Source organism: Pseudomonas sp. R3.Fl (assembly GCF_023516765.1).
Classification (GTDB): domain Bacteria; phylum Pseudomonadota; class Gammaproteobacteria; order Pseudomonadales; family Pseudomonadaceae; genus Pseudomonas; species Pseudomonas citronellolis.
The window spans coordinates 6,146,678-6,171,577 of sequence record NZ_JAMGSO010000001.1 but is presented as its reverse complement, the minus strand read 5'-3'; the positions used below and the strand labels follow the sequence as shown (position 1 = coordinate 6,171,577).

Sequence of the window (24,900 nt, the reverse complement as noted above, 5' to 3'; positions counted from 1 at the left end):
ATCCGATACTGGCAGATCGTCAGTATCTGGCAATTTGGGCTCAGCCGCCAACTATCAGGAGACACCCGGCAGTTGCCACGTCCGGAGATCTTGCAGCGCGCAGATTATCTGTCCCTGCAGCGGGCTCGCTGTTGGTACGCAAGACGTTGTTTGCGTCGATGTACCGGCCAGGGTGCGTGGCCTGCGAAGATCGAGTTGCCGCTGAGTGTGCCGTATCAGCCGGGGCGATCTGGTCAAAGGCGGTCTACCGTGCCAGTTTTAAGCGAATGGAACATGAAGGGGCTGGCTAACAAAAGTGCATGCAATCAGGTCAAGTACGGCAATGGATGTCTGGATGGGTGCAACGATGTATGTCCGCTTTGGGCCCAGGCTGTGTGAAAACGTCGTCTTCGCCTAGAGTTGCTGAAGCAACGTCAGCGGGGACGGCGTATGAAGCGATTCATCGAAGAGGCGAGCCGGATTCAAGTCAACTTGCTTCCCGAATGCTTGGATGACTTCGTCGCCGAAGACAATCCGATCCGCGTGGTCGAAGCCTTCGTCGAGCAACTGGATTTGGTGGCCCTGGAGTTCGATGGGGTCACTCTTGCCGTAACTGGGCGACCGTCCTATCACCCCGCTGTGCTGTTGAAGATCTACATCTACGGCTACCCCAACCGCATTCAATCCAGCCGACGTCTGGAGCGCGAATGCCAGCGTAACCTCGAACTGATGTGGCTGACCGGGCGGCTGGCACCGGACTTCAAAACTATTGCTGACTTTCGTCGCGACAACGGCAAAGCCATTCGCAATGTCTGTCGGCAGTTCGTCGTGCCGTGCCGCGAACTCGACTTGCTCTCCCTGTCGCTGGTGGCCATCGACGGCAGCAAGTTCAAAGCAGTCAACAACCGTGATCGCAACTTCACCCACGGCAAGCTGCGCGCCCGGATGGAGCAGATTGAAAAAAGCATCGACCGTTATCTGGCAGCGATGGATACCGCCGACCGAACTCAATCCGATGTCGCCGAAGCCAAGGCCTGCCGCCTCCAGGACAAAATCGAGAAGCTCCGCCAGCAGATGCAGGCGCTCAAGGAAATGGAGCAGCAGTTACGCAAAGCACCGGATGGACAAGTCTCGCTCACCGATCCGGATGCACGCTCCATGGCTACCAGCGGCAAAGGCACCGGAGTAGTCGGCTACAACGTGCAGACTGCGGTCGATACCCAGCATCACCTGATCGTTGCCCACGAAGTCACCAATGTCGGCCATGACCGCGCGGCGCTTGCCACGATGGCCGAGCTGGCTCGCGAAGCCACTGGTTCTGAAATCCTTAGCGTCGTTGCCGATCGAGGCTACTTCAGCGGCATGGAAATCCTCGCGTGCGAGCAGGCGGGCATCACGCCCTTCGTGCCCAAGCCGATGACCTCCAGCAGCAAAGCTGAAGGGCGTTTCGGTAAACAGGACTTCCTCTACATAGCCGCTGATGACGAGTACCAATGTCCTGCTGGCCAGCGTGCGATCAAGCGTTTCTCGACGGTGGAAGATGGCCTCGAGCTGGATGCTTACTGGAGTTCTGCCTGTCCGAATTGCTCAATACGCGGCAACTGCACCACCAGCAGTTACCGCCGACTCAAGCGCTGGAAACACGAAGCAATCCTGGAGGCCATGCAGCAACAGCTGGATCGCCAACCGGAGATGATGAGTGTGCGTCGACAGACCGTAGAGCATCCGTTTGGCACGCTCAAACATTGGATGGGCGCGACGCACTTTCTGACCAAGACGCTAACTCGAGTCAGCACGGAAATGAGCTTGCATGTGCTTGCCTACAACCTCAAGCGACTGCTGAGCATCTTCGGCGTCAGCGGTGCAATGGAGGCACTGCGTGCCTGATACCGGCTATTTTCCTGCGTCTCTCCACCACAAACTGCCGTAGATCGCCCCAGAAGACCCTGGCAGCGGTTAACAGCCTGTGGTCGAGATAGTCGCACGCACTTCCGGGGCCCAATTCCAAATGCGATTCTGACGTAAGCCCTTCGCTGTTTTCACACAGCCTGGACCCCGAGCGGACCTCCCGCTAACGGGACTGTGATCTGGGAGACTTGAACCACAGTATTTGGACAAAGTATTGCCCCCTAATTTTCACACTATTTCGTTCACGACATGGCTTGCTTGATCATCGTAATAGAAGGGCATATCAATTCGCACGCAAAAAAAGCAGCTCTCAAGAACTACTTTTCTACCCTACTCGCCCTTTTTGTACTTGTGGGATTTTAGGTCCGGATACTTCTTTTTCTTTTCAGGCGTGACTCTCTGCCTTTTGTCCGGGATAGCATCTTCGTTGGTTCTTTTAGGGTCTGGCTTGATGCTCATGGTAGATTTCCTTTTCCGCTCGGGGTGTTAAATACTGCTGCAACTAGTACAGCTTTCTACATCTGTCAAAGCAGACCAGCGCAGAAGCGCTTGGCAACCTAGATAATCCATCTCACTTCGAGCATTAGAGGCCCGAGTAAGAGATTCCGGCCAAAGCTATACGAAAATATCTGGACGTTCATCATCCCGAGCACGGTGTGGAACAGGTTGTCATGGCTTAATGGCGAGCTTGCCTGAGCTTTTAAACAGCCCACGTTGAGTCTTTCGCTCTTCGCGAGAGACTCAGACATCCAGAGCACCAATGGCACCTTTGTTTGCTCGTCCGGGGCCATCGCATAGGGCAGCCCATGCAGATAAAGGTCACCCTCCCCAGTGACTCCCCGTGATCCGAAACGTACATGAGCTCAGTGTCAAATTTGTTGTTCACTGCCAAGATGTCGATCAGCCCGGTCGTTACGTAGTCAGTGTAAATGATCGAGTTTTCATAAGCATTGATCACCTCCTGCTGCTTACATTTGTCGAGCTCATGGGGTGTTCTCTCGAAGCCGAGTACACTCTCGCGCAACCGCGATCCCGTTTCAGTGTGATTCGCACCAGCAGACCATCAGCAGGCTCTACCGGTAGCTGGGATCGTCGCACAGCGGCAGACGCCCCCTGGCACCAAGGTGTTGGCGGCAACATGCGATGTTGAGACCGTGCAGACCATCCTTGGCCATTCCTGTCTTGACCACAATATTAAAAGAAAGCGACCATGGCACAATTGATCGACAGGCTACGTTGGTCTTCAAGGCCGAGGGCGGCGACGAATACAACGGTGCAAAAACGTGGGTCGCTGTTCACCTTGATGAGCAATTTTTTGTCAATGAGTTTATTTTAGGAGGGAAATTTGAAAAGGACAAAAAGAGAGTACGATTTAGAACTTGATCCATCTGCCTGCTATAAAATGGAATTTGTTCATAATGAATCAAGAGAAAGTTTTGAATCAACAGAGAAGTGGCTGTATCTGGGCGCCAATGCTAGAGATAGTGAATTTGCTAAGGTAGGGATAACCATGGGGGATCTTACAACCAGATCATCCAGCTCAGAGAACCCAGGCTATTATCTGTTTTGCGCTTTTAAGTGCAGGAACAATATAGCGAGATCCCAGCTTGAAGACATAGAGAAAAGTGCTTTAAACCATCTTGAGCGTGTGTTCGTCTACCCTGATGGCTCGACTAAGCGAGCATTGCATCATGAATCAGGGCACATCTCAGAGTGTTTTTATGATGTTGATTTTCTGTTTTTTTTTGGTGAGCTTCATTACTACCTGTATCAGAATTATTGTAATTACTTTATGCTTTCTGGATTTGAAAATGAAGCGGGAGTTGACGAGGGCGAGTTTCTAGATTGCGAATTCAATACACGTCGCATGTCACGCGACGAAATTAACAAACACATAAGAAGGATTCTCCAATAGTACCGTTAGGTGGGCAGTCTATATAATTCCAACCCTAGGAGCACGCATGATTACACCATGCAGCAGTTGTGAACACACGCCTCACGTTTACGTGATGACCAAGGCAGGCGGCGTATAAGTCTTGCTGTTTTCATTGTTGTGCTCAGAAATTCGCGATTAAACCAATTGGACCAGATAATATACGCACCAATATTGGTGATTTTCAGGCTAGGAGCAGTGGTCGATCCTTCCTCTTTTAGATATGAACAAGGGTGTATTCGAGATATATGCAGCGCATCCATTAGCATGTAGGGCAATATTGACTTTTGATACTCCGAAATACCGTGAGCACGATGAGATGCACTGTACTTTTTATTTTAAAAAACTCAATTACGGGATGGGTCAAGTGCTTATTGATCCTGGTGAAACAAGTGAATATCTAGCAAAAAAACATAGAGCAAGTTAAGTCGACCTGAAAGATGAGTTCCACCTCTAACAAACCAATCAAGTGCACCCCTATATTCGTCGAACTGAATTTCATGCCGCCGCTTACTAGGGGTGTTAGGCCTCGTCATAGGAAAACTACGTGAAACCGTCCTCTATTAGACGCGAGCTGCGAGATCTCATTACAGAAGCCGAGAAGCTTGAAGGCGATTTGGCTCGCCATCAACTCAATTGGGCGGAGTGGTCCGCGGGGGAGCGATTAGATGCCCCTCCAGACTGGCTCATAGATAATTTCAATGAACTTGTGAGGCCCTTCGAGCATCTTGCCACGTCCATTTATCTATCTACGGTTGCCCTATTGGATGCAGAGGGAATGCATGCTTACCTGAAGCAGTTCTACCTCAGATTTGGGGAGGAACTTGATTCTTCGAAGGCAGCGTCTGAATTTGATACTGACCACTATTGGTCTGGTGAGCCCTACAACTTATTTCTCTCGCGTTTTAGGCAGTTCATTGCTCCACTTGACGTCATTGGAGATTCAGGCCGTTACCTTAAGCTATCAGGGGTCCAGTATTTAGAGACCGTTCTGAAGAACACTGCTTCAATCATTCACAAGTCAGGCAAGACGCCAAAATCCGAGACTGATGTATACAAATCAGTACGACATGTGCTAGAGGCAATATTCCCATCCGCAAAATCCCCAAAAGCAAACTTCATCAAGTCGGCCCAAGAATACAAGCCTGATATTTTGATTCCCGAGCTATCTGTAGCAGTTGAGTACAAATATGCCGCTGACGAAGCAAGGCTAAAATCGGTAATTGCTCAGATCTCCGATGATGTGAAGGGTTATTCCGGGGACGACGACTACAACTTGTTCTACGCCGTATTTTATGTAACTGAGGACTTTTGGGGAGAGTCAAAGTTCAAAGAGGTCTGGCGAGATAAAGATTTTCCAAGAAACTGGCGATGGTATTACATCGTCGGGAAATGAGGCCTAACTGATCGTTCAACGCGGACGCCAACACATGCCATACCTTTGGTATTTTCATGGCCTGTGTTGGTACCCTCTGCGCTTCGCGCTGCGACGCCGGTTAACTAGAGCGCTAGTGTCTGCACTTAGCCAATTTCAGCCTGTCACCAGCGGTAGTAATGGATCACCACAGTGAGTCATAGGCCACAATCAAGTTGGTACGAACTGTTTTCGGCCCAATTGCGTGAGAATATCGCACCACCTAGAGCTGTTGAAGCGACATCACTGGAGGGTGCGTGAAGCGACACCCTCCAGCGCCCTGCACAAAAGAACGACTACGCAACCTCTCCAGCAGGATCACCTTCCCTCACAAGAGAATAGTTGATCACCAGCATCAGGTCACGAAGGTTGGCATGGGTGACCGCGTCAATGACGGAGCGCCCTTCCAGCTCATCGCGGGGCTGTAATAGCACCCGGTAAAGCTGCCAAGAGTCAACGTCCCCCACCTGCAGCAACACCATACGCACCAGTTCCTGCTTGAGTGGATCAAGCTGCCAGTCGGGAATCCTCTGACCGCGGTTGCCCATGCTTAAGGTCAGCAGCTTGCCGGCCTTGATCTCGCGGTTGATCTGGTCGCGCGATTTACCGGCCAGCTTGGCGAATTGAACGACCGGCAGGTTGCTGGAAGCTTCATAGATTTCGAGCATTTCCCGCCGTTCGCGCTGGAACTCTGAGACAGCTACTTCCACCGGTTCTGGACACGCTGGCACGGCCGACAGGCGTTGGGATGGTGAAGCAGTCACCGACGAAACCAGAATTGGAGATGTGGCGTGCTCCATCGGATACCCAGTTGTTTCGGTACCTTCGGCCAGTACCGGCATGCCATCGATGCGAATGACCAGGTGTGCACTAGCGGCTACCTTGCCCTGCTCCAACAGGTCGATCCGATCGGCCCAGTCCTGCATCATCTTCCGACGGGGCTCCACATACAGGGCATGGTTGTAGGTGGTGCCTGACCTTGTTGGGATCGGCGTGGGAAAGCTGGGCATCTACCCAGATCTTGGGATAGCCGATCTCGTTGAGCGCCGTGGAGAGCGTGGCCCGAATACCGTGGCCAGTGAGCAGTCCCTCGTAGCCCATGCGCTTAAGCGCTGCATTCAGCGTATTTTCGCTGATGCGCGCCTTCAGGTCGCTACGATGAGCCAACAGGTAGCGCTGTGCCGGCTTGACCTGTTCCAGCAGGTAGCGAACGATTTCAATCGCCTGAACAGGCAGGGGCACGACGTAGGGCGGAATATCCTGGACACGCTTGCGGCGCCTGCGCATGCCCTCCTGCAGTTGCTTGACTACCTCGGGCGGAATGATCCAAAGGCCACGCTCGAGGTCGAACTGGTCCGGCGTCGCGAGCCGCAACTCGCCAGTACATACTCCAGTCAGCAACAGCAGGCGAATCCCCAACTGCGTGGTGACCATTCCCCTATAAGCGCGCAGCTTGCGCAGCAGATCAGGCAGATCTTCCAGTCGCAGGAAAGGGTTGTTCATGACAGGAGGCTTGGGCACAGCAACCACGTCCAGGTCCGAAGCGGGATTACCCTCCAGCCCTTCGACCTTCACCATGGCGTAGCGGAACAACTGTCTGAACCAGGTGCGCACTTTCTAGGCAGTGGTCAATGCCTTGCGCCGTTCAATGCGCGCGATGACGTCCAGTAAGTCGGGGCGACGGACGTTGTAGATGGACATAGTGCCCAAAGCGGGCAGCACATCTCTCTGAAAAATACGTCGGATCTGCGACAGCGTGCTCTGGCGCCCTTCCTTGAGCTCCAGTTCGCGATGCGAGAGCCACTGCAGGTACACCGCCTTGAAACTGTGCTCCGCTGCCAGGCAGGCAGCTCGGAACTTCTGTTTTCGGTCGACCTTGGGGTTGATCCCTTTTGCCAGCAGGGCGCGTGCTTCATCGCGCAGCGCACGTGCCTCTCGAAGGCTGACTTCTGGGTAAGTGCCCAGGGACATCCGCTTCTGCTGAGCAGCCCAGTAGTAGCGAAAATGCCAGCACTTGTCCCCTTTGGCGGAAACCGCCAGGGACAGGCCATCGAAATCCGGGAGGGTGTAGTGCTTGCCAGTACTCCGGGCGCGCCGGACGGAGAGATCTGTAAGAGTCATGATCCTGATCCTGAACGAATCAGAGCCGAAGACTTTCCCCGTTTACCACGCTCCTCCAGCAAGAATCCGGAAACCACACCACCCGTAAAGATGGACTTAAAAATGGACTTAAAAGTCCTGGCTTCGGGTGGATTCCAGTGGTTTTCGCTGGAACGAAAAAAAGGCCTTTCGGCCTTTTTTCAATGACTTACAGACTTCAGTGGATGTCTGTAGATCAAGATCTGGAGCGGGAAACGGGTCTAGAATTCAAACCCTAATCTATTGATTTAGAAGAATTTCCCCTACCAACTGCTTGGGCAGCGGACATAATTGTGGACTTATTCAGACGATCAAGCAAACCCAACATCAATTTTCCTTCCAAGAAAGACCACTACCAGCTACTCAGGTCTATTCGGCGCAAACTCGACAGGCAGCATACTTGATTGTGCCGTGGCTTCAGCGATCTGCAGACGGAAGTTACACCAACGCTACTGGAGAGATGCCCCCAGCAGGGTCGGCTGACTGACATCAGCTTTCTCACGCAGGAAATTCCAAGTGGCTTTCATCCGAGAAATGTCCTTAAGCACAAGGGCGTCAGCATCTAGAAGGGAAGACTGAAGACTATCGGCAAGCCAAGCACGCACTACAAGGTATGCATCGGCGTCCGCTGCGAACGAGAATAAGACGGCAAGCCCCACCGGGCCACCATCGAAACACTTTACCCCGACTCCAGATTTTACGCATCATGGCCAGTCTCTCCTCGACGCGCCAGTGGCGATGCCGCTCCTGACCGAGTACTCCAATGGTCTTTTCTAGTAGTCATCAAAAAAGTCGTTTACCTATCTTTTAGCTGTTGAGAAAGCAAGCAGTTCAACAAAGCATTGCGTAATACAAAAAACGCAAACCACAAAGCACCTTCCCAGCGAAAAATCTCAATCTAAAATTATGCACTAGCACACCCACAAACCCTAGTGAATTTTAGCTTATAGACAAACCCATACCTACAGAACAAAGAAAACTCACACAACGTATAGACGCTTCTCCAACCATAACGTTAGCCCCACACATATGAGCTACCAGCCCCCAAAATACTCATAGATAGGCTATCTGTAGAACAATATAAACCACCACCATCCTCCATAGACATCAGTACAATGGAAGCGTATGCCCTGTCATCTAATAGACAAGCGACTTAGGGATTAGTGAGTTAAACTGTTGTCACCTACCACTCTTGCACGCCGTGCCCCATGTCAAACGAAGATCGCCTACACCTCATTAAGAAATATCCCAACCGCCGCTTGTATGACACCCACAGCAGCAACCACGTGACCCTAGCGGACATCCGGCAGATGGTCATCGACGAAGTTCCCTTCCAAGTGATCGATGCAAAAAGCGGGGAAGACCTGACCCGCAACATCCTGATGCAAATCATCCAGGAAGCAGAAAGTGACGGCCAGCCGATCTTCTCCAGCGATACGCTCAAGAGCATCATCCGATTCTACGGTCCCTTCCAGGGTATGCTCGGCAGCTATCTGGAAAAGAGCATCCAGACCATCATCGACATCCAGACCCAGACCGGCGTGCAGTCCTCGCAGGCATGGAGCGAATTCATGGACAAACAGGTACCTGTGATGCAGAGCCTGATGGAGCAGTACATTGAGCAATCGAAGAACCTCTATCTGAACACCCAGAACCTGTTTGGCCTGTTCGGTAGCAAACCCTCGGCGGACAAACCCGACAGGGGGGGTGGCGCAGACAGAAAGAACGATGACGAGGAATGACTCACGCAGCCGACAGTACTGCTTGGTACTCAAGACACTCAGTGTCTAAAATGAGCGGCGGTAGTACAGCGAATAGCTTTCTACGCCGTCATTGGGCTTCTTGATCCCGGCATTGGAGTAATGGATGGCACGAATTCCCAACTCGTGCCCACCAGCGAAACGTAGACCTGTGCCAAGACGATCCTCAAACTGGAATGCCGACCCCAGTTGCTTGTCCTCCAGACGGGTGCGCCCGAATGCAGCGATACCGATTCCGACCTCGACGTAAGGTTTGAGCGCTCCCCCAGAGAACTCGTAGACGAATACCGGCGCCAGCGACAAGCTGTGGTTGTCCGACGTTTTATCCCCTTCCCAGTAGGTGTAGCCGGCATCCCAGTATCCGCTCAGCCTGCTGGTAGCGCTCTCGAACCAGTTGCGCTGAAAATCCCACTGAGCACCGACGCGATAGGTCGTGGTCGATTCCCCCGTACGCCCCACCGCTACGCTGAGATCAGTGGCCCGCACCATGGTCGCAATTCCCATCGACAACACCGCGATCACGGCAATGGAAATATCCCTTCTCAATTAAGTACTCCTAGAACACCGATCATCCCCTGGTACATGCATAAATACGGGGGCCATCGCGTTATGCATATGCATTGACGGCCCCCCTTTTTGGCAATGCAGTGATCAAGACGGCTTACGCGTACCAGTTGAAGCCTTACCCGCCTCACGTGTTGCCTGACCAGCGGCGGAGGCTGCCGCAGCGATGCCATTCTCGGCGATCTCGGCAGCCTGCTTGGCCGCTTTTTGCGCGCTTTCATAGACACTGCCGGCAGTCTCCAGGACCGACTTGAGCACCGCTACGGCCGGCTCAGCCCCCGCCGGAGCGTTCTTGGCGACCACCTCGACCAGTTCCTGTACCTGCTTAGCCCCCGCCTCCACCTGATGTTCGGCAAGCTTGGCGATTTCCGCCTGGGTGCCGGAAATCAGCTCGTACACCTGGCGATTGAATTCCAAGAAGCGCTCGGCCTGGGCGGTGGGCTGGGCGAAGGAGGCCTGCCATTCGACGAATGCCTGCGGGTCGCGGGCCGACACTAGCTTTCGCAGGCTGTCGAACTGCGCATCGGTCGTCGCCCGCAGCGCCTTGAATTGCAGTTGGCCGAGTTGTTCCACTCCTTCAAACAACTTGCCGCTGATCTGTTGCAACAGGTCAAGGTTAGCTTTCTGGGCCTTGTTCAGTTTTTCCGTATCGAATAGGGACATGATCGAGTCTCCTGGGCAGTGGACGGCCGTATGGACCTGATTTCGCATGTGCCGGCTCGATTGCGCCGCATGGCATCCCCGCCACAGGTGATCGAGTCGAATGAAAAACGCTGTGCGCCTCTTCTGGAAGTAGGGCACGCCTCGATTGTTGCACCGCAAAAATTCCATTACAAGAAAATATTTTTGCAGTGCAAAAAATTCTTTTGCCTGCCGTCCTCCCTTTGGCTATAAGGAAGCCTCTACTGTGTCATTTTCCCCGGCTTAGACAGCCTATCCAAGCACGAGCATTCACTCCGGCAGCCAGAAACGGGAGACGGTTGTGGCCAAAAAGGCTTATTGTGCAAAGCAGGAAGACAGTTTCTCGTCCTTCCACAATCTGTTCGATCACCTGGGTCAGTTGCATCGACTGCACCTAGACATAGTGCTCAATGCGCTGGGCCAGCGTCAGAAGACGATTCTCGCCCCCGTGCGCTCGGGCCAGTTGCGCCAGCCGAGCGCTGGTCAGTGGTGGGAATACATGGTCGACCTGGGCCAGCGCACCCTGCTGTTCTGGGACACCCTGCGCCAGCGCGGCGACAACACACTGGCCCACGAGCGCGCCGGCTACCCGCTGGTGCTGAAGTTTCCCTATGAGGTACTGATCGACGGGCGCGACCTGCCCCATCCGGTCAACTATTCCCTGCTGCGAATCCTCCAGGGGCCGGACCAGCCGGTGGACGAGCTCCATCGCCCAGTGATCGTCGTCGACCCGCGTGGCGGCCACGGAGCGGGAATCGGCGGCTTCAAGCAGGATTCGGAGATCGGCGAGAGCCTGCGTGCTGGGCATCCCACCTACTTCATCTCCTTCAGCCACTCGCCCGAGCCAAGGCAGACTCTGCTCGACATCGCCGAGGCTGAGGCACGCTTCATCGAGGCAGTCAGCGATCGCCATCCCTCAGCCGGAAAGCCGGTGGTGATCGGCAACTGCCAGGCCGGCTGGGCACTGATGGGACTGGCGGCGGCGCGCCCGGAACTGCCTGGCTTGGTGATCATCAACGGCGCACCGCTGTCCTACTGGGCCGGGGTCAACGGCCGCAACCCGATGCGCTACGCCGGCGGCCTGCTCGGCGGAGCCTGGATGACCCGACTGGGCAGCGACCTGGGCAACGGTCGCTTCGACGGCACCTGGCTGGTCAGCAACTTCGAGAGTCTCAACCCGGCCAATACTCTGTGGAGCAAGTACTACAACCTATTCCGCGAGGTCGACAGCGAAACGCCCCGATTCCTTGAGTTCGAGCGCTGGTGGGGCAGCCCCACTCTGCTCAACAGCGAGGAAATCGAATCCATCGTCGACGACCTGTTCATCGGCAACCGACTGACCAGCGGCTACGAGCGTCGCAGTACAAGCATCGACTTACGCCGCATCGAAGCGCCAGTGGTGGTGTTCTGCTCCTACGGGGACAACATTACCCCGCCACAGCAGGCGCTCAACTGGATCGCCGACGTCTATCCCAGCGACCTGTCTCTACGCAGCGCCGGCCGCACCATCGTCTACCTGCGCCATGCCAGCGTAGGCCACTTGGGCATCTTCGTCTCCGGCAAGGTTGCGCGGCGCGAGCACCGCCAGTTGCTGGGCGCGATCGATGCAATCAGCCTGCTGCCGCCCGGCCTGTTCGAGTTGGTCATCGACGACATTCCGGGCCAGTCGCTGGGCGAACCCACAGAATACGCCGTGCACTTCGCACCCAGGAAGATCGCCGACATCCTCCGCGACGACGAGGACGGCCGCGACGACGAGCGCGAATTCGCGCTGGTGCAGCGCGTCTCGGAACTCAATAGCACGCTCTACGACTGGCTGGTGCGGCCATGGATGCGGCAGACCGTCAACGAGCCCCTCGCCGACCTGCTGCGCCGGCTGACCCCCTTCCATCAACGGCAGGTAGCCTGGAGCAGCCTGAACCCGGCGCTCTGGTGGCTAGCAGGTACGGCCGCTCTGACACGAGAGAACCGCCGCCTGGCCCCAGCGGACAACCCGCTCTTCGCCTGGCAGGAGTGGTTCTCCAGCCAGGTGGAGGCCGCACTGGACACCTACCGGGACCTTCGCGACGCAGCCCAAGAGATGACCTTCCATGCCTTCTATGGTGGGCTCAGCACTCTGACCGGCGGCAAGCTTCCACGCTCCCAGGAAGAGCGTGTCCAGCAGCGGGACAAGGCGCTGGTCGACCGCCTGCATGATGCCCTGCCGCGCGGCGGAAGCCTGGAAGGGCTGGCGCGCATCTTGTTCCTGCTCGGCCACGTCAGCGGCAAGATCGGCAAGGAACGCATCGAACAGCTCGCCCGGCAAAGCAGGACACTGATCAAGCAGTTCGATATCGACCCACTGACCCTGCGCGAAACCATCCACCTCCAGGGCCTGTTGGTCTTCGCCCACCCCGAGGAAAGCCTGAAGACACTGCCCCTGCTGATTCCCATCGAAGAGCGTCAGAGGTTGCTCGACGCCGTCGTCCATCTGGTGCCAGAGCTGCTGGTCGCCGAAGGGCCGATCGGCGAACTCTGGAGGGAACTGCACTGCGTGCTGGAATGCCCCCCGCCCGGCTTCGCCCTTGCTGCGCCGACAGCACCAGAAACCACCGCGAAGCCGGCCGCGCCGGCCAAACAAAAAACCACCCGCCCCCAAATTGCATCATCGACCAAGTCGCAATCCACCGCTTCCGAAACCTCGGTTCCCACGGCGACAGGCAATGTCCCCGCCAAGGTGTCGAAGCGCAACCGGCCGGCCCACGGCACAGGAAAAGGCAAAAGCCAATGAGCCAGGATCACTATGCCACGCTGTTACAACGTTGCGTCGACCTGCCGCCTCTGACCACAGCCGTGGTCCATCCCTGTGAGGCCGGAGCTCTGCAAGGTGCACTGGAGGCCGCCCAGCAGGGGGTGATCGCACCGATCCTCGTCGGCCCTCGACACAAGATCGAAGCCATAGCTTCGGCCGCCGACCTGGCGCTCGACGACTTGCCGCTGGAACATGTGGAGCACAGCCATGCCGCCGCTGAACGCGCCGTCGCCATGGTCCGCGAGGGCCGCGCCGGGATGCTAATGAAAGGCAGCCTGCACAGCGATGAACTGCTCCACGCGGTGCTCGCTAGGGACAGCGGTCTGCGCACCGAGCGACGCCTGAGCCATGTGTTCGCCATGAGCGTGCCCAGTTACCACAAGACGCTGTTCGTCACCGACGCCGCAGTGAACATCTTTCCCGGCCTGGACGACAAGGCCGACATCTGCCGCAACGCCATCGGCCTACTCCACGCCCTCGGAGTCGAACGGCCCAAAGTCGCCCTGCTGTCGGCGGTGGAGACGATTAACGCCAAGCTGCCGTCAACCCTGGACGCCGCGGTACTGGTGGTGATGTCGCTGCGCGGACAGATCCAGGGAGCCCTACTCGATGGCCCGCTGGCTTTCGACAACGCCATCAGCGCCGAGGCCGCGCGGGTCAAGGGCATTCAGTCGGAAGTGGCCGGCGATCCGGACATTCTCCTGGCACCCGACCTGGAAGCGGGCAACATCCTGGCCAAGCAACTGATCTACCTGGCCGGGGCGGAGTCCGCCGGGTTGGTGCTCGGTGCCCGAGTGCCCATTGTCTTCACCAGCCGCTCCGACAGCCTGCGCTCGCGCGTCGCCAGTTGCGCGCTGGGGGTGTTGCTGGCCGAAACCCGGCAGGCTGCCCTGGCCCAGGGAGTAACGGCATGAGCCTACTCGGTGGCAAACGCATCCTCACCGTCAACGCCGGTTCGTCGAGCATCAGGATCGGCCTGTTCACCGGCCACCCCGGGCATGAGGCACCGACGTCGAGAGCGCGCGGCAAACTGGATGGCATCGGGATACGTCCCCGGCTCCAGGTCGCCCTGGCCGACGGCACCCACCTGCTCGACCGGACATTCCCAGCCGATCAGGTCGCCGACATGCAGGCCGCTTTCCGCCTGGTGGACCTGGCGCTGGCCAATGGTTTGCGCGGCGAGCAGCCGGCGCTAATCAGTCACCGCGTGGTACACGGCGGCGGTCTGTTCAACACACCGGTGCGGATAGATCGTGAAGTGCTGGCACAGTTGCGCGCCTTCGAGCCTCTAGCACCGCTGCACCAGCCTTACAACCTGGAGCCGATCCAGGCGGTGCTCGACGACATGCCTGGGTTACCCCAGGTCGCCTGCTTTGACACCGCTTTCCATGCCGGGCGCAGCGAACTCAGCCAGCTCTTCGCTCTGCCCTATCAGTTGTACGAACAGGGCATACGCCGCTATGGCTTCCATGGTCTGTCCTTCGAGTACGTCAGCTTGCGCCTGGCCGAGGTGGCGCCGGAGATCGCCCGCGGCAGGGTGGTGATCGCCCATCTGGGGGGCGGCTCTAGCCTGTGCGGCATCAAGGGTGGATGCAGTGTCGAGGTGACCACAGGCTTCAGCGCCTTGGACGGCCTGCCGATGGGCAGCCGCTGCGGCGCCCTCGACCCTGGCGTGATACTCCACCTACTGGCCCGAGGCGAGGATGCGCAGAGCCTGGAAGAACTGCTCTACCGCCGCTCCGGGCTGCTCGGCATTTCCGGGGTGAGCAGCGACATGCTCGCCTTGCGCGCCAGCCAGGAGCCCCGCGCCCAGTTGGCCATTGACCACTACGCCTACCGCATTGCCCAGGAGGTCGGGCGGCTGGCTGCCAGTCTCGGTGGGTTGGATGCGCTGGTGTTCACCGCTGGCATCGGCGAAAAAGATGCCGAATTGCGCGCACAGGTAGTGGAAGGCCTAGCCCTGCCGTTCGACCTGCGCCTCGACATGGAAGCCAACCGGCGCAACGCCGAGTGCATCTCCAGCATAGACAGCGCCCGTCCGTTGCTGGTGATCGCGACCGACGAGGAAAGCATGCTTGCTCGGCATGCCTGGCGCGTATATCAGGAGAAGCAGGCATGAGCCCCAATGAAAGTATTCCTGCACGGCAAACGTGGTTTGGTGGTCGGTATCGCCAACCCGTGCTCAATCGCCTGGGGCTGTGCCAAAGCGCTACACGAATTTGGTGCGGAACTTATGATCACCTGGCGGAGCAACGAGGCCAAGCCACATACCGAATCTCAGGCCGAACAAGTGCAAGCATCTCCCCCCTGGCCCTGGACGTCAGCAAATCTGGGGAGTTGGAGGCCTCGTTTGAACGTATCACCTGCTGGAGTAGGTTGCTACCCGCTCTCCACTAGGCCGATGAGCTCGGAGCCCTATGCGCCAGGCTGGTTTGCGACGCCAAACATGAGCGGACCGGTGCCATCCATTTTGTCGATAGCGGTTTCAAGATCCTAAACTGCCCCCCATGACAGACAACACAATGGAAGCGGAGGCAATGGTCAAAGCCGGAACGCGTAGCGGGGCCGGCACCGTCCATGCCTGTCCTGAATACGTGAGGACATGACCATGATGATCCACCTTCCTGAGCTTCAAGAACCCAACGAGCAGAGCGCAAAAAAACCTTTCGATATCGGTTTCGAATTTGGGCTGTCCGGCCGGACACTGTTCGACTGCCCCTACGGCCATGCCACAGAAGAGGTCCTACGGCAACGCCACGAATGGCTCGAGGGCTACCTCACCGCCCTGGCGAACAGTGGAGCACCCGGCTTTTTCTGATTCGACAGACACGTTCGACGAAATACCCCGGGATCAGTCGTTAGCCGCCCCCTGACAGGTGGTTCCGATAACGGCCTGGGGGGATACCGAACCAGCGCAGGCAAGCCTTGTGAAAGCTGCTCGGCTCCTTGAACCCGAGCAGCTCTCCCACCCGCGCCAGGCTATAGGGGCTATGCCGTAGGTAGTAGTCGGCCAGTTGCCGACGCGCGTCGTCCAGGATGTCCTTGAAGTACACCCCTTCCCTCGCCAACCCCCGTTGCAACGCACGCCTGCTGGTGCGCATGCACATGGCTACCGTTTCCATGTCACAGGGTCCCAGGCTGAGGCGCTCGACCAGCAATGCTCGTACACGGTCGCTACAGGTCGTTCCGTGCAACTGATCCATCCGGTACTCGGCGAAACGACCGTGCAGCAGAGCCAGCGCCTCGTTGGCGGTACTTAGGGGCTGCAATAACGCCCTCCGGTCAAACAGGATGCTGTTGCGAAGAGCACCAAAACGTAACTCGCACCCAAACAACGACTGATGCTCTGAAATGTCCGTGGGCTCGGGATAGGTAAACTCGATCTCCCGCAACTGCGGCAGATTGTTGCCGGTCACCCAGCGGCAGAAACCTAGTATCGAGGCCATTCCAGCATCCTCGAACGCCCGGGGTCTAGGGAACCCGTCCTCGGGGTGATCGACGATCCAGAAACGCAGACCATTCCCCTCCTCAACCAGGCCGATCGTGAATCCGCTGACCAACAAAAGGGAGAACTGCGCCAGAGACTCCAGTGCCCGTTTCAGGTTCGGGCTGGACATCATCACATAACCCACCAGTTGCAGGCTGCCAGGAAGGAAATGCCTGCAAGCGCAGAGGCCAATAGCCGGCTTTCCGGAAGTCTGTTCCGCCAGCGCCATCAGTCGGAAGACTTCCTTCCGAAGCACAAAGCCGTCCGGGCTCCTTAACAGGCTCATATCGATACCTGCTTCCCGGCAGAGGTAGGCAGAGTCCAATCCCTCCCCCTCCAGCACGTTCACCAACTGGCTGACAATGCTGGCGCTAACCCTGTACATCACCCCACCCCTCCGCTCAGCGCACTTGGCAACCTAGCTCCACTGCCCACCCTTGTCTTGTGATGCAGATCAACACTGCGCCTATGTTTCCAAAAATGGCTTGAAAGGCTCTGCAGTGGTACTTACGGACATTCAGGCGGCACCCCGGGACGTTGTCGGGAAATAGGCCGGCACCTAATCATTGCCCGGCAACTGAACCCATGTTCATTCGAGGAGGAAACGCCAATGACGACGTCGGCGCGCATCGCTTTGGTCACAGGGGGGATGGGCGGCATCGGTACTGCGATTAGCCAACGCCTGCACCATGACGGTTTCACCGTGGTGGTTGGCTGCAGTCCCGAGTCCAGCCGCAAGAACGACTGGATCGGCAAGCAACTGGCGGCCGGCTATCACTTCCATTGCGTGGATTGTGACATCACCGACTGGGACAGCACACACCAGGCCTTCGAACAAGTACGGGAGCATGTCGGCCCGGTCGACGTGCTGGTGAACAACGCCGGTATCACCCGCGACGCGACCTTCCGCAAGCTGACTGCAGAGAATTGGCGCGCAGTGATCGATACCAACCTAGGCGGCCTGTTCAATACCACCAAACAGGTGGTCGAAGACATGCTAGCCAAGGGGTGGGGACGAATCATCAACATCTCCTCGATCAACGGCCAGCGTGGTCAGTTCGGCCAGACCAACTACTCGGCTGCCAAGGCCGGCATCCACGGTTTCACCATGGCCCTGGCCCGGGAAATGAGTGGCAAGGGCGTTACCGTCAATACCGTTTCCCCTGGCTACATCAAGACGGACATGACCGCGGCGATCCGCCCGGACATCCTCGAAGGCATGGTTGCCGGCATTCCAGTCGGGCGCCTTGGCCAACCCGAGGAAATCGCCTCCATCGTGGCCTGGCTGGCCTCGGAAGAGTCCGCCTATGCCACCGGCGCCGACTTCTCGGTGAACGGCGGCATGAACATGCAGTGATCCCACATTCCGACCGCATGAGGTGAATCATGAGCAACGTGGCAATCGTCTCTGCCGCCCGTACTGCCATCGGCGCCTTCCAGGGCAGCCTGGCCGGAACTCCCGCGCCAGAACTCGGCGCCATCGTCATCAGGCGCCTGCTGGAGCAGACCGGTCTCGACGGCGCCCAGGTCGATGAAGTCATCCTCGGCCAGGTATTGACTGCTGGCTCCGGGCAGAACCCCGCGCGCCAGGCCGCCATCGCCGCCGGGCTGCCCCATGCGGTGCCGGCGCTGACGCTGAACAAGGTCTGCGGCTCGGGCCTCAAGGCCCTGCACCTGGCTGCCCAGGCCATCCGCTGCGGCGACGCCGAAGTGGTGATCGCCGGCGGCCAGGAGAACATGAGCCTGTCGCCCTACGTGCTGCCCAAGGCCCGCACCGGCCTGCGCATGGGCCATGCGCAACTGGTCGACAGCATGATCGTCGACGGCCTGTGGGACGCCTTCAACGACTACCACATGGGCATCACCGCCGAGAACCTGGTGGACAAGTACGGCATCAGCCGTGAGGAACAGGACGCCTTCGCCGCCGCCTCGCAACAGAAGGCCGTGGCCGCCATCGAGGCCGGGCGCTTCCGCGGCGAGATCGTCCCGGTGAGCATCCCGCAGCGCAAGGGCGAGGCACTGAGCTTCGACACCGACGAGCAGCCGCGCGCCGGCACCACCGCCGAGGCCCTGGCCAAGCTCAAGCCGGCGTTCAAGAAAGACGGCTCCGTTACCGCCGGCAACGCCTCCAGCCTCAACGACGGCGCCGCCGCCGTGCTGCTGATGAGCGCCGCCAAGGCCGCCGAACTGGGCCTGCCGGTATTGGCCCGCATCGCCGCCTATGCCAGCGCCGGTGTCGACCCGGCGATCATGGGCATCGGCCCGGTGTCCGCCACCCGCCGCTGCCTGGACAAGGCCGGCTGGCAACTGGCCGACCTCGACCTGATCGAAGCCAACGAAGCCTTCGCCGCGCAGTCCCTGGCGGTGGGCAAGGAACTGGGCTGGGACACCGCCAAGGTCAACGTCAACGGCGGCGCCATCGCCCTCGGCCACCCCATCGGCGCGTCCGGCTGCCGCGTGCTGGTCAGCCTGCTGCACGAAATGCTCCGCCGCGATGCGAAGAAGGGCCTTGCCACCCTCTGCATCGGCGGCGGCCAGGGCGTGGCCCTGGCCATCGAACGCTAATTCCCCCTTTGCTGCCCCAGGGAAACACCCCCACTGCATGCTTCGTCCCTTGTACGCAGAGTCTCCCGTTTTGGGCATGCCGCGCTCGTAGGCGCGGTTTTCTTTTTTCAGCATCAGGATCGCGCCATGGATAGCAATGCAGACACGCTCAACGCCTATTGGTCGAGCCAGCCTCCCTTCGTCGCCAGCCTGGTTCTACAGCAACTACGTCTTTGGATGGCGCAGAATCCCTGGTTCAGCGACTACGACCAGAGCCACTGGTTCGAAGTGCCTACCGAACGGCTCGAACGCCTGCAACTCGACTATCAGCAGGAATGGCTCACCCTGGCCCAGCAACTGCTAGCCCTGCGGCCGTTTGACTTCAGCGACCGGCGCTTCGCCAGCGCCAACTGGAGCGAACCGATGTTCGGCTCGCTAGCCTCCTTCTACCTGCTCAACTCGAACTACCTGCTCAAACTGGCGGCCCTGCTACCCATAGACATGGAAAAGCCCCGTAAACGGCTGAACTACCTGCTCGAACAGGCTATCGCTGCCAGCGCGCCGAGCAATTTCCTGCCGAGCAACCCCGACGCTCTGCAGCAACTGGCTGAAACTGGAGGTGCCAGCCTGTTCAGTGGCGCTCTCCACCTGCTCAGCGACCTGTGGGAAGGCAAGCTGCGCCAGTGCGACGCCGGTGAGTTCGAGGTTGGCGTCAACCTGGCGATCACACCCGGCGATCTGGTGTTCGAGAACGACATATTCCAGTTGATCCAGTACCGGCCGCTGACCGAAACCCAATATCGGACGCCCCTCTTTATCGTCCCGCCGGCGATCAACAAGTACTACATCCTCGACCTGCGTCCGGAAAACTCCCTGGTCCGCCATCTGTTGGAACAGGGCCACTCAGTGTTCCTGATGTCCTGGCGCAACTTCGGCCAGGAACAGTCCGGCCTGAGAATAGACGACCTGATCCAGGACGGCGTGATCGCCGCACTACGGGTGGTTCGCGCAATCAGCGGCGAGCGGCGGCTCAACTGTCTGGGCTTCTGCATCGGCGGGACTCTGCTGGCCAGCGCCCTGGCGGTACTCGCTGCCCGTGGCGACCGCGATGTCGCCAGCCTGAGCCTGCTGGCGACCTTTCTCGACTACCTGGATACCGGACAGATCGACGTATTCATCGACGAGCAGATGGTCGCCTACCGCGAGCGCACCATCGGCGGCCAGGGCTGCGCCACCGGGCTGTTCCGTGGCGAAGACATGGGCAACACCTTTTCCCTGCTGCGCCCCAACGAGCTGTGGTGGAACTACCACGTCGATAAGTACCTCAAGGGCCAGAAGCCGCCCGCGCTGGACCTGCTGTTCTGGAACAACGACAGCACCAACCTGCCCGGCCCTATGTATTGCTGGTACCTGCGTCATACCTATCTGCAGAACGACCTGAAGAGCGGCGAGCTGGAACTCTGCGGTGCCAAGTTGGATCTGCGGCGCATCGAAGCTCCCGCCTACATCCTCGGCACCCAGGACGATCACATTGTGCCCTGGCGCAGCGCCTACGCCAGCAGCGCCCTGCTGGGCGGTTCCTGCCGATTCGTCCTTGGTTCCTCTGGACACATCGCCGGGGTGATCAATCCGCCAGCGAAACAGAAACGCCAATACTGGACCAACGAAGACACGCCGGCCAGCCCGGACGACTGGTTCGCCAGTACCGAACAGCATCCCGGCAGTTGGTGGAACGACTGGTTCACTTGGCTGGCTGGCCACGGTGGCGAATATCGGACTGCCATCACCCGACCCGGCAGTGCCGAATACCCCCCTCTGGGGGCCGCCCCCGGCACCTACGTTAAGGAATGAAATGATACGCACAGACAGGGCCTTTGAGGGCTCGCTCACAGAGGGAAAACAACGGCGATGATGGCGCAGAAACGCAAAGTGGTCCTCTCCATCGGCCTGGGAGCGGCCCTCCTCACGGCAATCGCCCTACTGTGGCAGCAGTTGCAGCCGCGAGGGCTGGGAGACGGTTTCGCCAGCAGCAACGGACGCATCGAGGCGACTGAGGTGGACGTCGCCGCTAAGCTGGCTGGCCGGCTCGCCGAGGTGCTGGTCGACGAAGGGGATTTCGTCGAGGCCGGCCAGATACTAGCGCGCATGGACCCCCAGGTACTGGAAGCGCAACTGGCCCAGGCCAAGGCGCAGATGCGCCAGGTGGAAAACGCCATCCGTACCGCCAACGCCCAAGTCACCCTGCGTCAAAGCGAGAAAGCCACAGCCGAGGCAGTGGTCGGCCAGCGCCAAGCTGAACTGACCGCCACGCGCAAGCGTTACGACCGCACGTTGGTACTGGTCAAGCGCAACGCCCTACCACAGCAGCAACTGGACGACGACCTCGCCGGCCTACAGAGTGCCTTGGCCTCCCAGGCGGCCGCCCGCGCCCAGGTCCTCTCTGCCCAAGCTGGCATCGAGGCGGCCAAATCCCAAGTCATCGAAACACACTCAGCGCTGGAAGCAGCCCAGGCCAACGTCGAACGGCTGCAGGCAGACATCGACGATAGCTTGCTCAAAGCCCCGCGCACCGGCCGCGTGCAGTACCGCGTAGCACAGCCCGGTGAAGTGCTCGGCGCTGGCGGCAAGGTGCTCAACCTGGTCGATTTAAGCGACGTCTACATGACCCTGTTCCTACCCACTGAACAGGCAGGCCGAGTAGCCCTGGGCGCTGAGGCGCGCTTGGTGTTCGACGCTATCCCCAATTACGTCATTCCCGCCCAGGTCTCCTATATCGCTAGCGTTGCCCAGTTCACGCCGAAGACTGTGGAAACCACTAGCGAACGCGAAAAACTGATGTTCCGGGTCAAAACACGTATCGATCCCGAGCTGCTGCGCCGCAACCTGCAGCAGGTCAAGACCGGTGTGCCGGGTATGGCCTACGTGAAGCTGGATGCTTCAGCCAAATGGCCCGAACATCTGCACATCCGGGTTTCCCAGTGACGCCGGTAGCCCGCCTTGCCGGCGTGAGCCTACGCTACAAGGAAACACGAGCCCTGGCCGGTATCGACCTGGAAATTCCCTCCGGGCGCATGATCGGCCTGATCGGTCCGGACGGCGTCGGCAAGTCGAGCCTACTGGCATTGGTTTCCGGAGCCCGGAGCATCCAGACGGGCACGATCGAGGTGCTCGGTGGCAACATGGCATCGCGCCAACACCGCCGCGCGGTCTGCCCGCGCATTGCCTATATGCCGCAGGGCCTGGGCAAGAACCTCTATCCCACGCTGACGGTGTACGAGAATCTCGACTTCTTCGGCCGCCTGTTCGGCCAAGGCCACGCCGAGCGCGCCGCACGCATCGCCGACCTGACACAAAGCACCGGCCTGGCGCCGTTTACCGAGCGCCCAGCAGGCAAGCTGTCCGGCGGTATGAAGCAGAAGCTCGGACTGTGCTGCGCACTGATCCATGACCCCGATCTGCTGATCCTCGACGAGCCGACCACAGGGGTCGACCCGCTGGCACGCAACCAATTCTGGGATCTGATCGAACGTATCCGCCAACGCCGTCCCGGCATGAGCGTGATCGTCGCCACCGCTTATATGGACGAGGCGCAGCGCTTCGACTGGCTGGTGGTCATGGACGACGGCAAAGTCCTGGATACCGGCACACCGCAGGAATTGTTCGAACGTACTGAAAGCGACAACCTGGAAGAAACCTTCATCGCCCTGCTCCCAGAAGAAAAGCGCCGTGGTCACCACGCCCTGGTGATTCCACCGCGCCCAGCCAACGAGGGTGAGGCGGCGATCGCCATCGAGGCGCACGGATTGACTTGCCGCTTCGGCGACTTCGTCGCTGTCGACCACGTCGACTTCCGCATCGAACGCGGGGAAATCTTCGGTTTCCTCGGCTCTAACGGCTGTGGCAAATCCACCACCATGAAAATGCTCACCGGCTTGCAGCCGGCCAGCGAGGGGAGTTGCGCACTGTTCGGTCAGCCGGTCGATCCCAAGAACATCGACACTCGCCGACGGGTCGGCTACATGTCCCAGGCGTTCTCGCTATACAACGAACTGAGCGTGCTCCAGAACCTTGACCTGCACGCCCGTTTATTTCACATCCCGCCCGAGCAACGTGCCGTGCGAATCGAGGAAATGCTCGACGAATTCGACCTGCACGGCGTCGCCGAACAGTTGCCTAGCGATCTGCCCTTGGGTGTACGTCAGCGCCTGTCACTGGCTGTGGCAGTGATCCATTCCCCGGAAATCCTGATCCTCGACGAACCCACCTCAGGGGTCGACCCGGTGGCCCGCGACGGCTTCTGGGAACTGCTGACCAAACTGTCGCGCGAGGACGGCGTGACCATATTCATTTCCACTCACTTCATGAACGAGGCGCTGCGCTGCGACCGCATGTCGATGATGCACGCCGGCCGCGTACTGGATAGCGATACGCCGCGCGGGCTGATGGCCAAGCGCGGCCTGAACAGCCTTGAGGACACCTTCATCGCCTATCTGAAGGACGTCGTGGAAGACGACGCCGGGACCGGCGAGGCGCCTGCTACCAGCGAATTCGGTCACGGTGCATATCTGAAGTCGCGCTTCAGCCTGCGCCGTCTGTATAGCTATGCCCAGCGCGAGTCGATGGAAATCCGCCGCGATCCGATCCGCGCCACCCTGGCTCTGCTCGGCACCGTGCTGCTGATGTTCATTATGGGCTACGGCATCAGCCTGGACGTCGAGGATCTCACCTACGCCGTACTCGACCGCGACCAGACCACCACCAGCTTGGCCTACACGCAGAACATCGCCGGCTCGCGCTACTTCATCGAGAAATCCCCACTGCACAGCTATGAGGAGCTCGATCAACGCATGCGCAGCGGCGACATCAGCCTGGCCATCGAGATTCCCCCGGACTTCGGTCGCGACCTCAAGCGTGGCGCCATACCGCAGGTCGGTTTCTGGGTAGACGGCGCCATGCCAACTCGCGCCGACACTATCAAGGGCTACGTGCAGGGCCTGCACCTGAGCTACCTGCAAGATCTGATGCGCCGTATGGGCCAAGATGCCTCAGGTGTTCAAACCGAGGTCACCCTGCGCTACCGCTACAATCCCGACGTGAAAAGTCTGCCGGCGATGGTGCCGGCAGTGATCCCCCTGCTGCTGATGCTGATCCCCGCCATGCTCACCGCGCTCGGCGTGGTACGCAAGAAAGAACTGGGCTCGATCACCAATTTCTATGTTACCCCAGTCACCCGCCTGGAATTCCTGATAGGCAAGCAGTTGCCCTATGTGGCCCTAGGCATGATCAACTTCTTCCTGCTGGTGGCGGTATCGGTCTTTGTGTTCGACGTTCCGGTAAAGGGCAGCATGCCTACGCTGATCCTCGGCGCCCTGCTCTACACCATCTGCGCCACCGGCCTGGGATTGCTGATTTCCACCCTGCTCAATAGCCAGATCGCAGCAGTATTCGGCACCGCCATCGCCACCCTGATTCCAGCCGCACAGTTTTCCGGGCTGATCCACCCGGTGTCGGCAATGGAAGGCATCGGCGCCCTGGTCGGCCAAGTCTATCCAACAACCTACTTCCTGATCATCAGCCGCGGCGTGTTCTCGAAAAGCCTGAGCCTGGCCGAACTGTATCCCTATTTCATCCCCCTGCTGCTGACCATTCCGGTGCTCCTTTTGCTCAGTGTGGCGGGCCTGAAGAAGCAGGAGAAATGAC

At 58.7% G+C, this 24,900-nt stretch carries 20 protein-coding genes and 2 pseudogenes; 16 read left to right on the top strand and 6 right to left on the bottom strand.

The annotated features are described in order from the left end of the window. Window positions 1–429 precede the first annotated feature (429 nt). On the top strand, window positions 430–1,866 hold the full coding sequence (locus tag M8R19_RS27365) for an IS1182 family transposase (protein WP_249919473.1): 1,437 nt from the start codon (window positions 430–432) through the stop codon (window positions 1,864–1,866). 351 nt (window positions 1,867–2,217) lie between these two features. Here M8R19_RS27365 and M8R19_RS33240 read toward each other — a convergent pair whose 3' ends face one another. Both M8R19_RS33240 and M8R19_RS27360 read right to left on the bottom strand, forming a co-directional pair. Then, window positions 2,218–2,346: a hypothetical protein gene (locus M8R19_RS33240; RefSeq protein WP_283939513.1), complete on the bottom strand. Its 129-nt coding sequence runs from the start codon at window positions 2,344–2,346 to the stop codon at window positions 2,218–2,220. Window positions 2,347–2,504: 158 nt separating this feature from the next. Beyond that, window positions 2,505–2,875, bottom strand: a pseudogene (locus M8R19_RS27360) (sulfatase-like hydrolase/transferase); the annotation flags it as partial. A gap of 179 nt (window positions 2,876–3,054) precedes the next feature. On the opposite strand from M8R19_RS27360, the gene M8R19_RS27350 reads away from it, so the two are divergent. From M8R19_RS27350 to M8R19_RS27340, 3 genes are all read left to right on the top strand, one after another. Next, window positions 3,055–3,270 carry a hypothetical protein gene (locus M8R19_RS27350; protein ID WP_249920265.1) on the top strand — a complete coding sequence of 72 codons (216 nt, stop codon included), beginning with the start codon at window positions 3,055–3,057 and terminating at the stop codon, window positions 3,268–3,270. Beyond that, on the top strand, window positions 3,233–3,802 hold the full coding sequence (locus tag M8R19_RS27345; RefSeq protein WP_249919472.1) for a hypothetical protein: 570 nt from the start codon (window positions 3,233–3,235) through the stop codon (window positions 3,800–3,802). The genes M8R19_RS27350 and M8R19_RS27345 overlap by 38 nt, the downstream gene beginning before the upstream one ends. A 565-nt stretch (window positions 3,803–4,367) precedes the next feature. Further along, complete coding sequence (locus tag M8R19_RS27340) at window positions 4,368–5,216, top strand: hypothetical protein (RefSeq protein ID WP_249919471.1); 849 nt, start codon at window positions 4,368–4,370, stop codon at window positions 5,214–5,216. Window positions 5,217–5,530: 314 nt separating this feature from the next. Here the strand turns inward: M8R19_RS27340 and M8R19_RS27335 are convergent. Further along, window positions 5,531–7,355 (bottom strand): annotated as a pseudogene (locus M8R19_RS27335) (tyrosine-type recombinase/integrase). A gap of 1,226 nt (window positions 7,356–8,581) precedes the next feature. On the opposite strand from M8R19_RS27335, the gene phaR reads away from it, so the two are divergent. Then, window positions 8,582–9,115: a polyhydroxyalkanoate synthesis repressor PhaR gene (gene phaR / locus M8R19_RS27330; protein ID WP_249919470.1), complete on the top strand. Its 534-nt coding sequence runs from the start codon at window positions 8,582–8,584 to the stop codon at window positions 9,113–9,115. 45 nt (window positions 9,116–9,160) lie between these two features. Here phaR and M8R19_RS27325 read toward each other — a convergent pair whose 3' ends face one another. Together M8R19_RS27325 and M8R19_RS27320 are read right to left on the bottom strand one after the other, a co-directional pair. Then, complete coding sequence (locus M8R19_RS27325) at window positions 9,161–9,637, bottom strand: acyloxyacyl hydrolase (protein WP_419792503.1); 477 nt, start codon at window positions 9,635–9,637, stop codon at window positions 9,161–9,163. Window positions 9,638–9,784: 147 nt separating this feature from the next. Continuing rightward, window positions 9,785–10,360 (bottom strand): phasin family protein, encoded by a 576-nt coding sequence (locus tag M8R19_RS27320; protein WP_249919468.1) that lies wholly within the window; start codon window positions 10,358–10,360, stop codon window positions 9,785–9,787. 30 nt (window positions 10,361–10,390) lie between these two features. On the opposite strand from M8R19_RS27320, the gene M8R19_RS27315 reads away from it, so the two are divergent. The 6 genes from M8R19_RS27315 to M8R19_RS27295 all read left to right on the top strand — a co-directional run bounded on the left by M8R19_RS27315 (window position 10,391) and on the right by M8R19_RS27295 (window position 15,987). Continuing rightward, window positions 10,391–10,591, top strand: a complete 201-nt coding sequence (locus tag M8R19_RS27315) for a hypothetical protein (RefSeq protein ID WP_249919467.1) — start codon at window positions 10,391–10,393, stop codon at window positions 10,589–10,591. 88 nt (window positions 10,592–10,679) lie between these two features. Further along, window positions 10,680–13,148, top strand: a complete 2,469-nt coding sequence (locus M8R19_RS27310) for a DUF3141 domain-containing protein (protein WP_249919466.1) — start codon at window positions 10,680–10,682, stop codon at window positions 13,146–13,148. Continuing rightward, on the top strand, window positions 13,145–14,083 hold the full coding sequence (locus M8R19_RS27305; RefSeq protein ID WP_249919465.1) for a bifunctional enoyl-CoA hydratase/phosphate acetyltransferase: 939 nt from the start codon (window positions 13,145–13,147) through the stop codon (window positions 14,081–14,083). The genes M8R19_RS27310 and M8R19_RS27305 overlap by 4 nt, the downstream gene beginning before the upstream one ends. After that, window positions 14,080–15,288 carry an acetate/propionate family kinase gene (locus M8R19_RS27300; protein ID WP_249919464.1) on the top strand — a complete coding sequence of 403 codons (1,209 nt, stop codon included), beginning with the start codon at window positions 14,080–14,082 and terminating at the stop codon, window positions 15,286–15,288. The genes M8R19_RS27305 and M8R19_RS27300 overlap by 4 nt, the downstream gene beginning before the upstream one ends. A gap of 6 nt (window positions 15,289–15,294) precedes the next feature. Then, window positions 15,295–15,666 carry an SDR family oxidoreductase gene (locus tag M8R19_RS33340; RefSeq protein ID WP_333545830.1) on the top strand — a complete coding sequence of 124 codons (372 nt, stop codon included), beginning with the start codon at window positions 15,295–15,297 and terminating at the stop codon, window positions 15,664–15,666. A 105-nt stretch (window positions 15,667–15,771) separates the two neighbouring features. Then, window positions 15,772–15,987: a ribosome modulation factor gene (locus M8R19_RS27295; protein ID WP_249919463.1), complete on the top strand. Its 216-nt coding sequence runs from the start codon at window positions 15,772–15,774 to the stop codon at window positions 15,985–15,987. Window positions 15,988–16,027: 40 nt separating this feature from the next. On the opposite strand, the gene M8R19_RS27290 is transcribed toward M8R19_RS27295, so the two are convergent. Further along, complete coding sequence (locus M8R19_RS27290; RefSeq protein WP_249919462.1) at window positions 16,028–17,041, bottom strand: AraC family transcriptional regulator; 1,014 nt, start codon at window positions 17,039–17,041, stop codon at window positions 16,028–16,030. A 225-nt stretch (window positions 17,042–17,266) separates the two neighbouring features. Here M8R19_RS27290 and phbB point away from each other — a divergent pair, with 225 nt between their 5' ends. From phbB to rbbA, 5 genes are all read left to right on the top strand, one after another. After that, window positions 17,267–18,013, top strand: a complete 747-nt coding sequence (gene phbB, locus M8R19_RS27285; protein WP_249919461.1) for an acetoacetyl-CoA reductase — start codon at window positions 17,267–17,269, stop codon at window positions 18,011–18,013. Window positions 18,014–18,042: 29 nt separating this feature from the next. Next, the gene (locus M8R19_RS27280; RefSeq protein ID WP_249919460.1) at window positions 18,043–19,221 is read left to right on the top strand and encodes an acetyl-CoA C-acetyltransferase; all 1,179 of its coding nucleotides are present in this window, start codon (window positions 18,043–18,045) and stop codon (window positions 19,219–19,221) included. Window positions 19,222–19,347: 126 nt separating this feature from the next. After that, window positions 19,348–21,051, top strand: a complete 1,704-nt coding sequence (phaC, locus tag M8R19_RS27275; protein WP_249919459.1) for a class I poly(R)-hydroxyalkanoic acid synthase — start codon at window positions 19,348–19,350, stop codon at window positions 21,049–21,051. A 60-nt stretch (window positions 21,052–21,111) separates the two neighbouring features. Beyond that, window positions 21,112–22,182 (top strand): HlyD family secretion protein, encoded by a 1,071-nt coding sequence (locus M8R19_RS27270; protein WP_249920237.1) that lies wholly within the window; start codon window positions 21,112–21,114, stop codon window positions 22,180–22,182. Further along, window positions 22,146–24,899 carry a ribosome-associated ATPase/putative transporter RbbA gene (rbbA, locus tag M8R19_RS27265; RefSeq protein WP_249919458.1) on the top strand — a complete coding sequence of 918 codons (2,754 nt, stop codon included), beginning with the start codon at window positions 22,146–22,148 and terminating at the stop codon, window positions 24,897–24,899. The genes M8R19_RS27270 and rbbA overlap by 37 nt, the downstream gene beginning before the upstream one ends. The last annotated feature ends 1 nt before the right edge of the window (window position 24,900 follow it).

Bases quoted from the DNA above. Each gene is read 5' to 3' on its own strand.
- M8R19_RS27305 (WP_249919465.1), top strand. From the start codon at position 13,145: ATGAGCCAGGATCACTATGCCACGCTGTTACAACGTTGCGTCGACCTG.
- M8R19_RS27280 (WP_249919460.1), top strand. From the start codon at position 18,043: ATGAGCAACGTGGCAATCGTCTCTGCCGCCCGTACTGCCATCGGCGCC.
- M8R19_RS27295 (WP_249919463.1), top strand. From the start codon at position 15,772: ATGACCATGATGATCCACCTTCCTGAGCTTCAAGAACCCAACGAGCAG.
- M8R19_RS27270 (WP_249920237.1), top strand. From the start codon at position 21,112: ATGGCGCAGAAACGCAAAGTGGTCCTCTCCATCGGCCTGGGAGCGGCC.
- M8R19_RS27365 (WP_249919473.1), top strand. From the start codon at position 430: ATGAAGCGATTCATCGAAGAGGCGAGCCGGATTCAAGTCAACTTGCTT.
- phaC (WP_249919459.1), top strand. From the start codon at position 19,348: ATGGATAGCAATGCAGACACGCTCAACGCCTATTGGTCGAGCCAGCCT.
- M8R19_RS27320 (WP_249919468.1), bottom strand. From the start codon at position 10,360: ATGTCCCTATTCGATACGGAAAAACTGAACAAGGCCCAGAAAGCTAAC.
- M8R19_RS33240 (WP_283939513.1), bottom strand. From the start codon at position 2,346: ATGAGCATCAAGCCAGACCCTAAAAGAACCAACGAAGATGCTATCCCG.
- M8R19_RS27325 (WP_419792503.1), bottom strand. From the start codon at position 9,637: ATGGGAATTGCGACCATGGTGCGGGCCACTGATCTCAGCGTAGCGGTG.
- M8R19_RS33340 (WP_333545830.1), top strand. From the start codon at position 15,295: ATGAAAGTATTCCTGCACGGCAAACGTGGTTTGGTGGTCGGTATCGCC.
- M8R19_RS27300 (WP_249919464.1), top strand. From the start codon at position 14,080: ATGAGCCTACTCGGTGGCAAACGCATCCTCACCGTCAACGCCGGTTCG.
- rbbA (WP_249919458.1), top strand. From the start codon at position 22,146: ATGGCCCGAACATCTGCACATCCGGGTTTCCCAGTGACGCCGGTAGCC.
- M8R19_RS27315 (WP_249919467.1), top strand. From the start codon at position 10,391: ATGGACCTGATTTCGCATGTGCCGGCTCGATTGCGCCGCATGGCATCC.
- phaR (WP_249919470.1), top strand. From the start codon at position 8,582: ATGTCAAACGAAGATCGCCTACACCTCATTAAGAAATATCCCAACCGC.
- phbB (WP_249919461.1), top strand. From the start codon at position 17,267: ATGACGACGTCGGCGCGCATCGCTTTGGTCACAGGGGGGATGGGCGGC.
- M8R19_RS27290 (WP_249919462.1), bottom strand. From the start codon at position 17,041: ATGTACAGGGTTAGCGCCAGCATTGTCAGCCAGTTGGTGAACGTGCTG.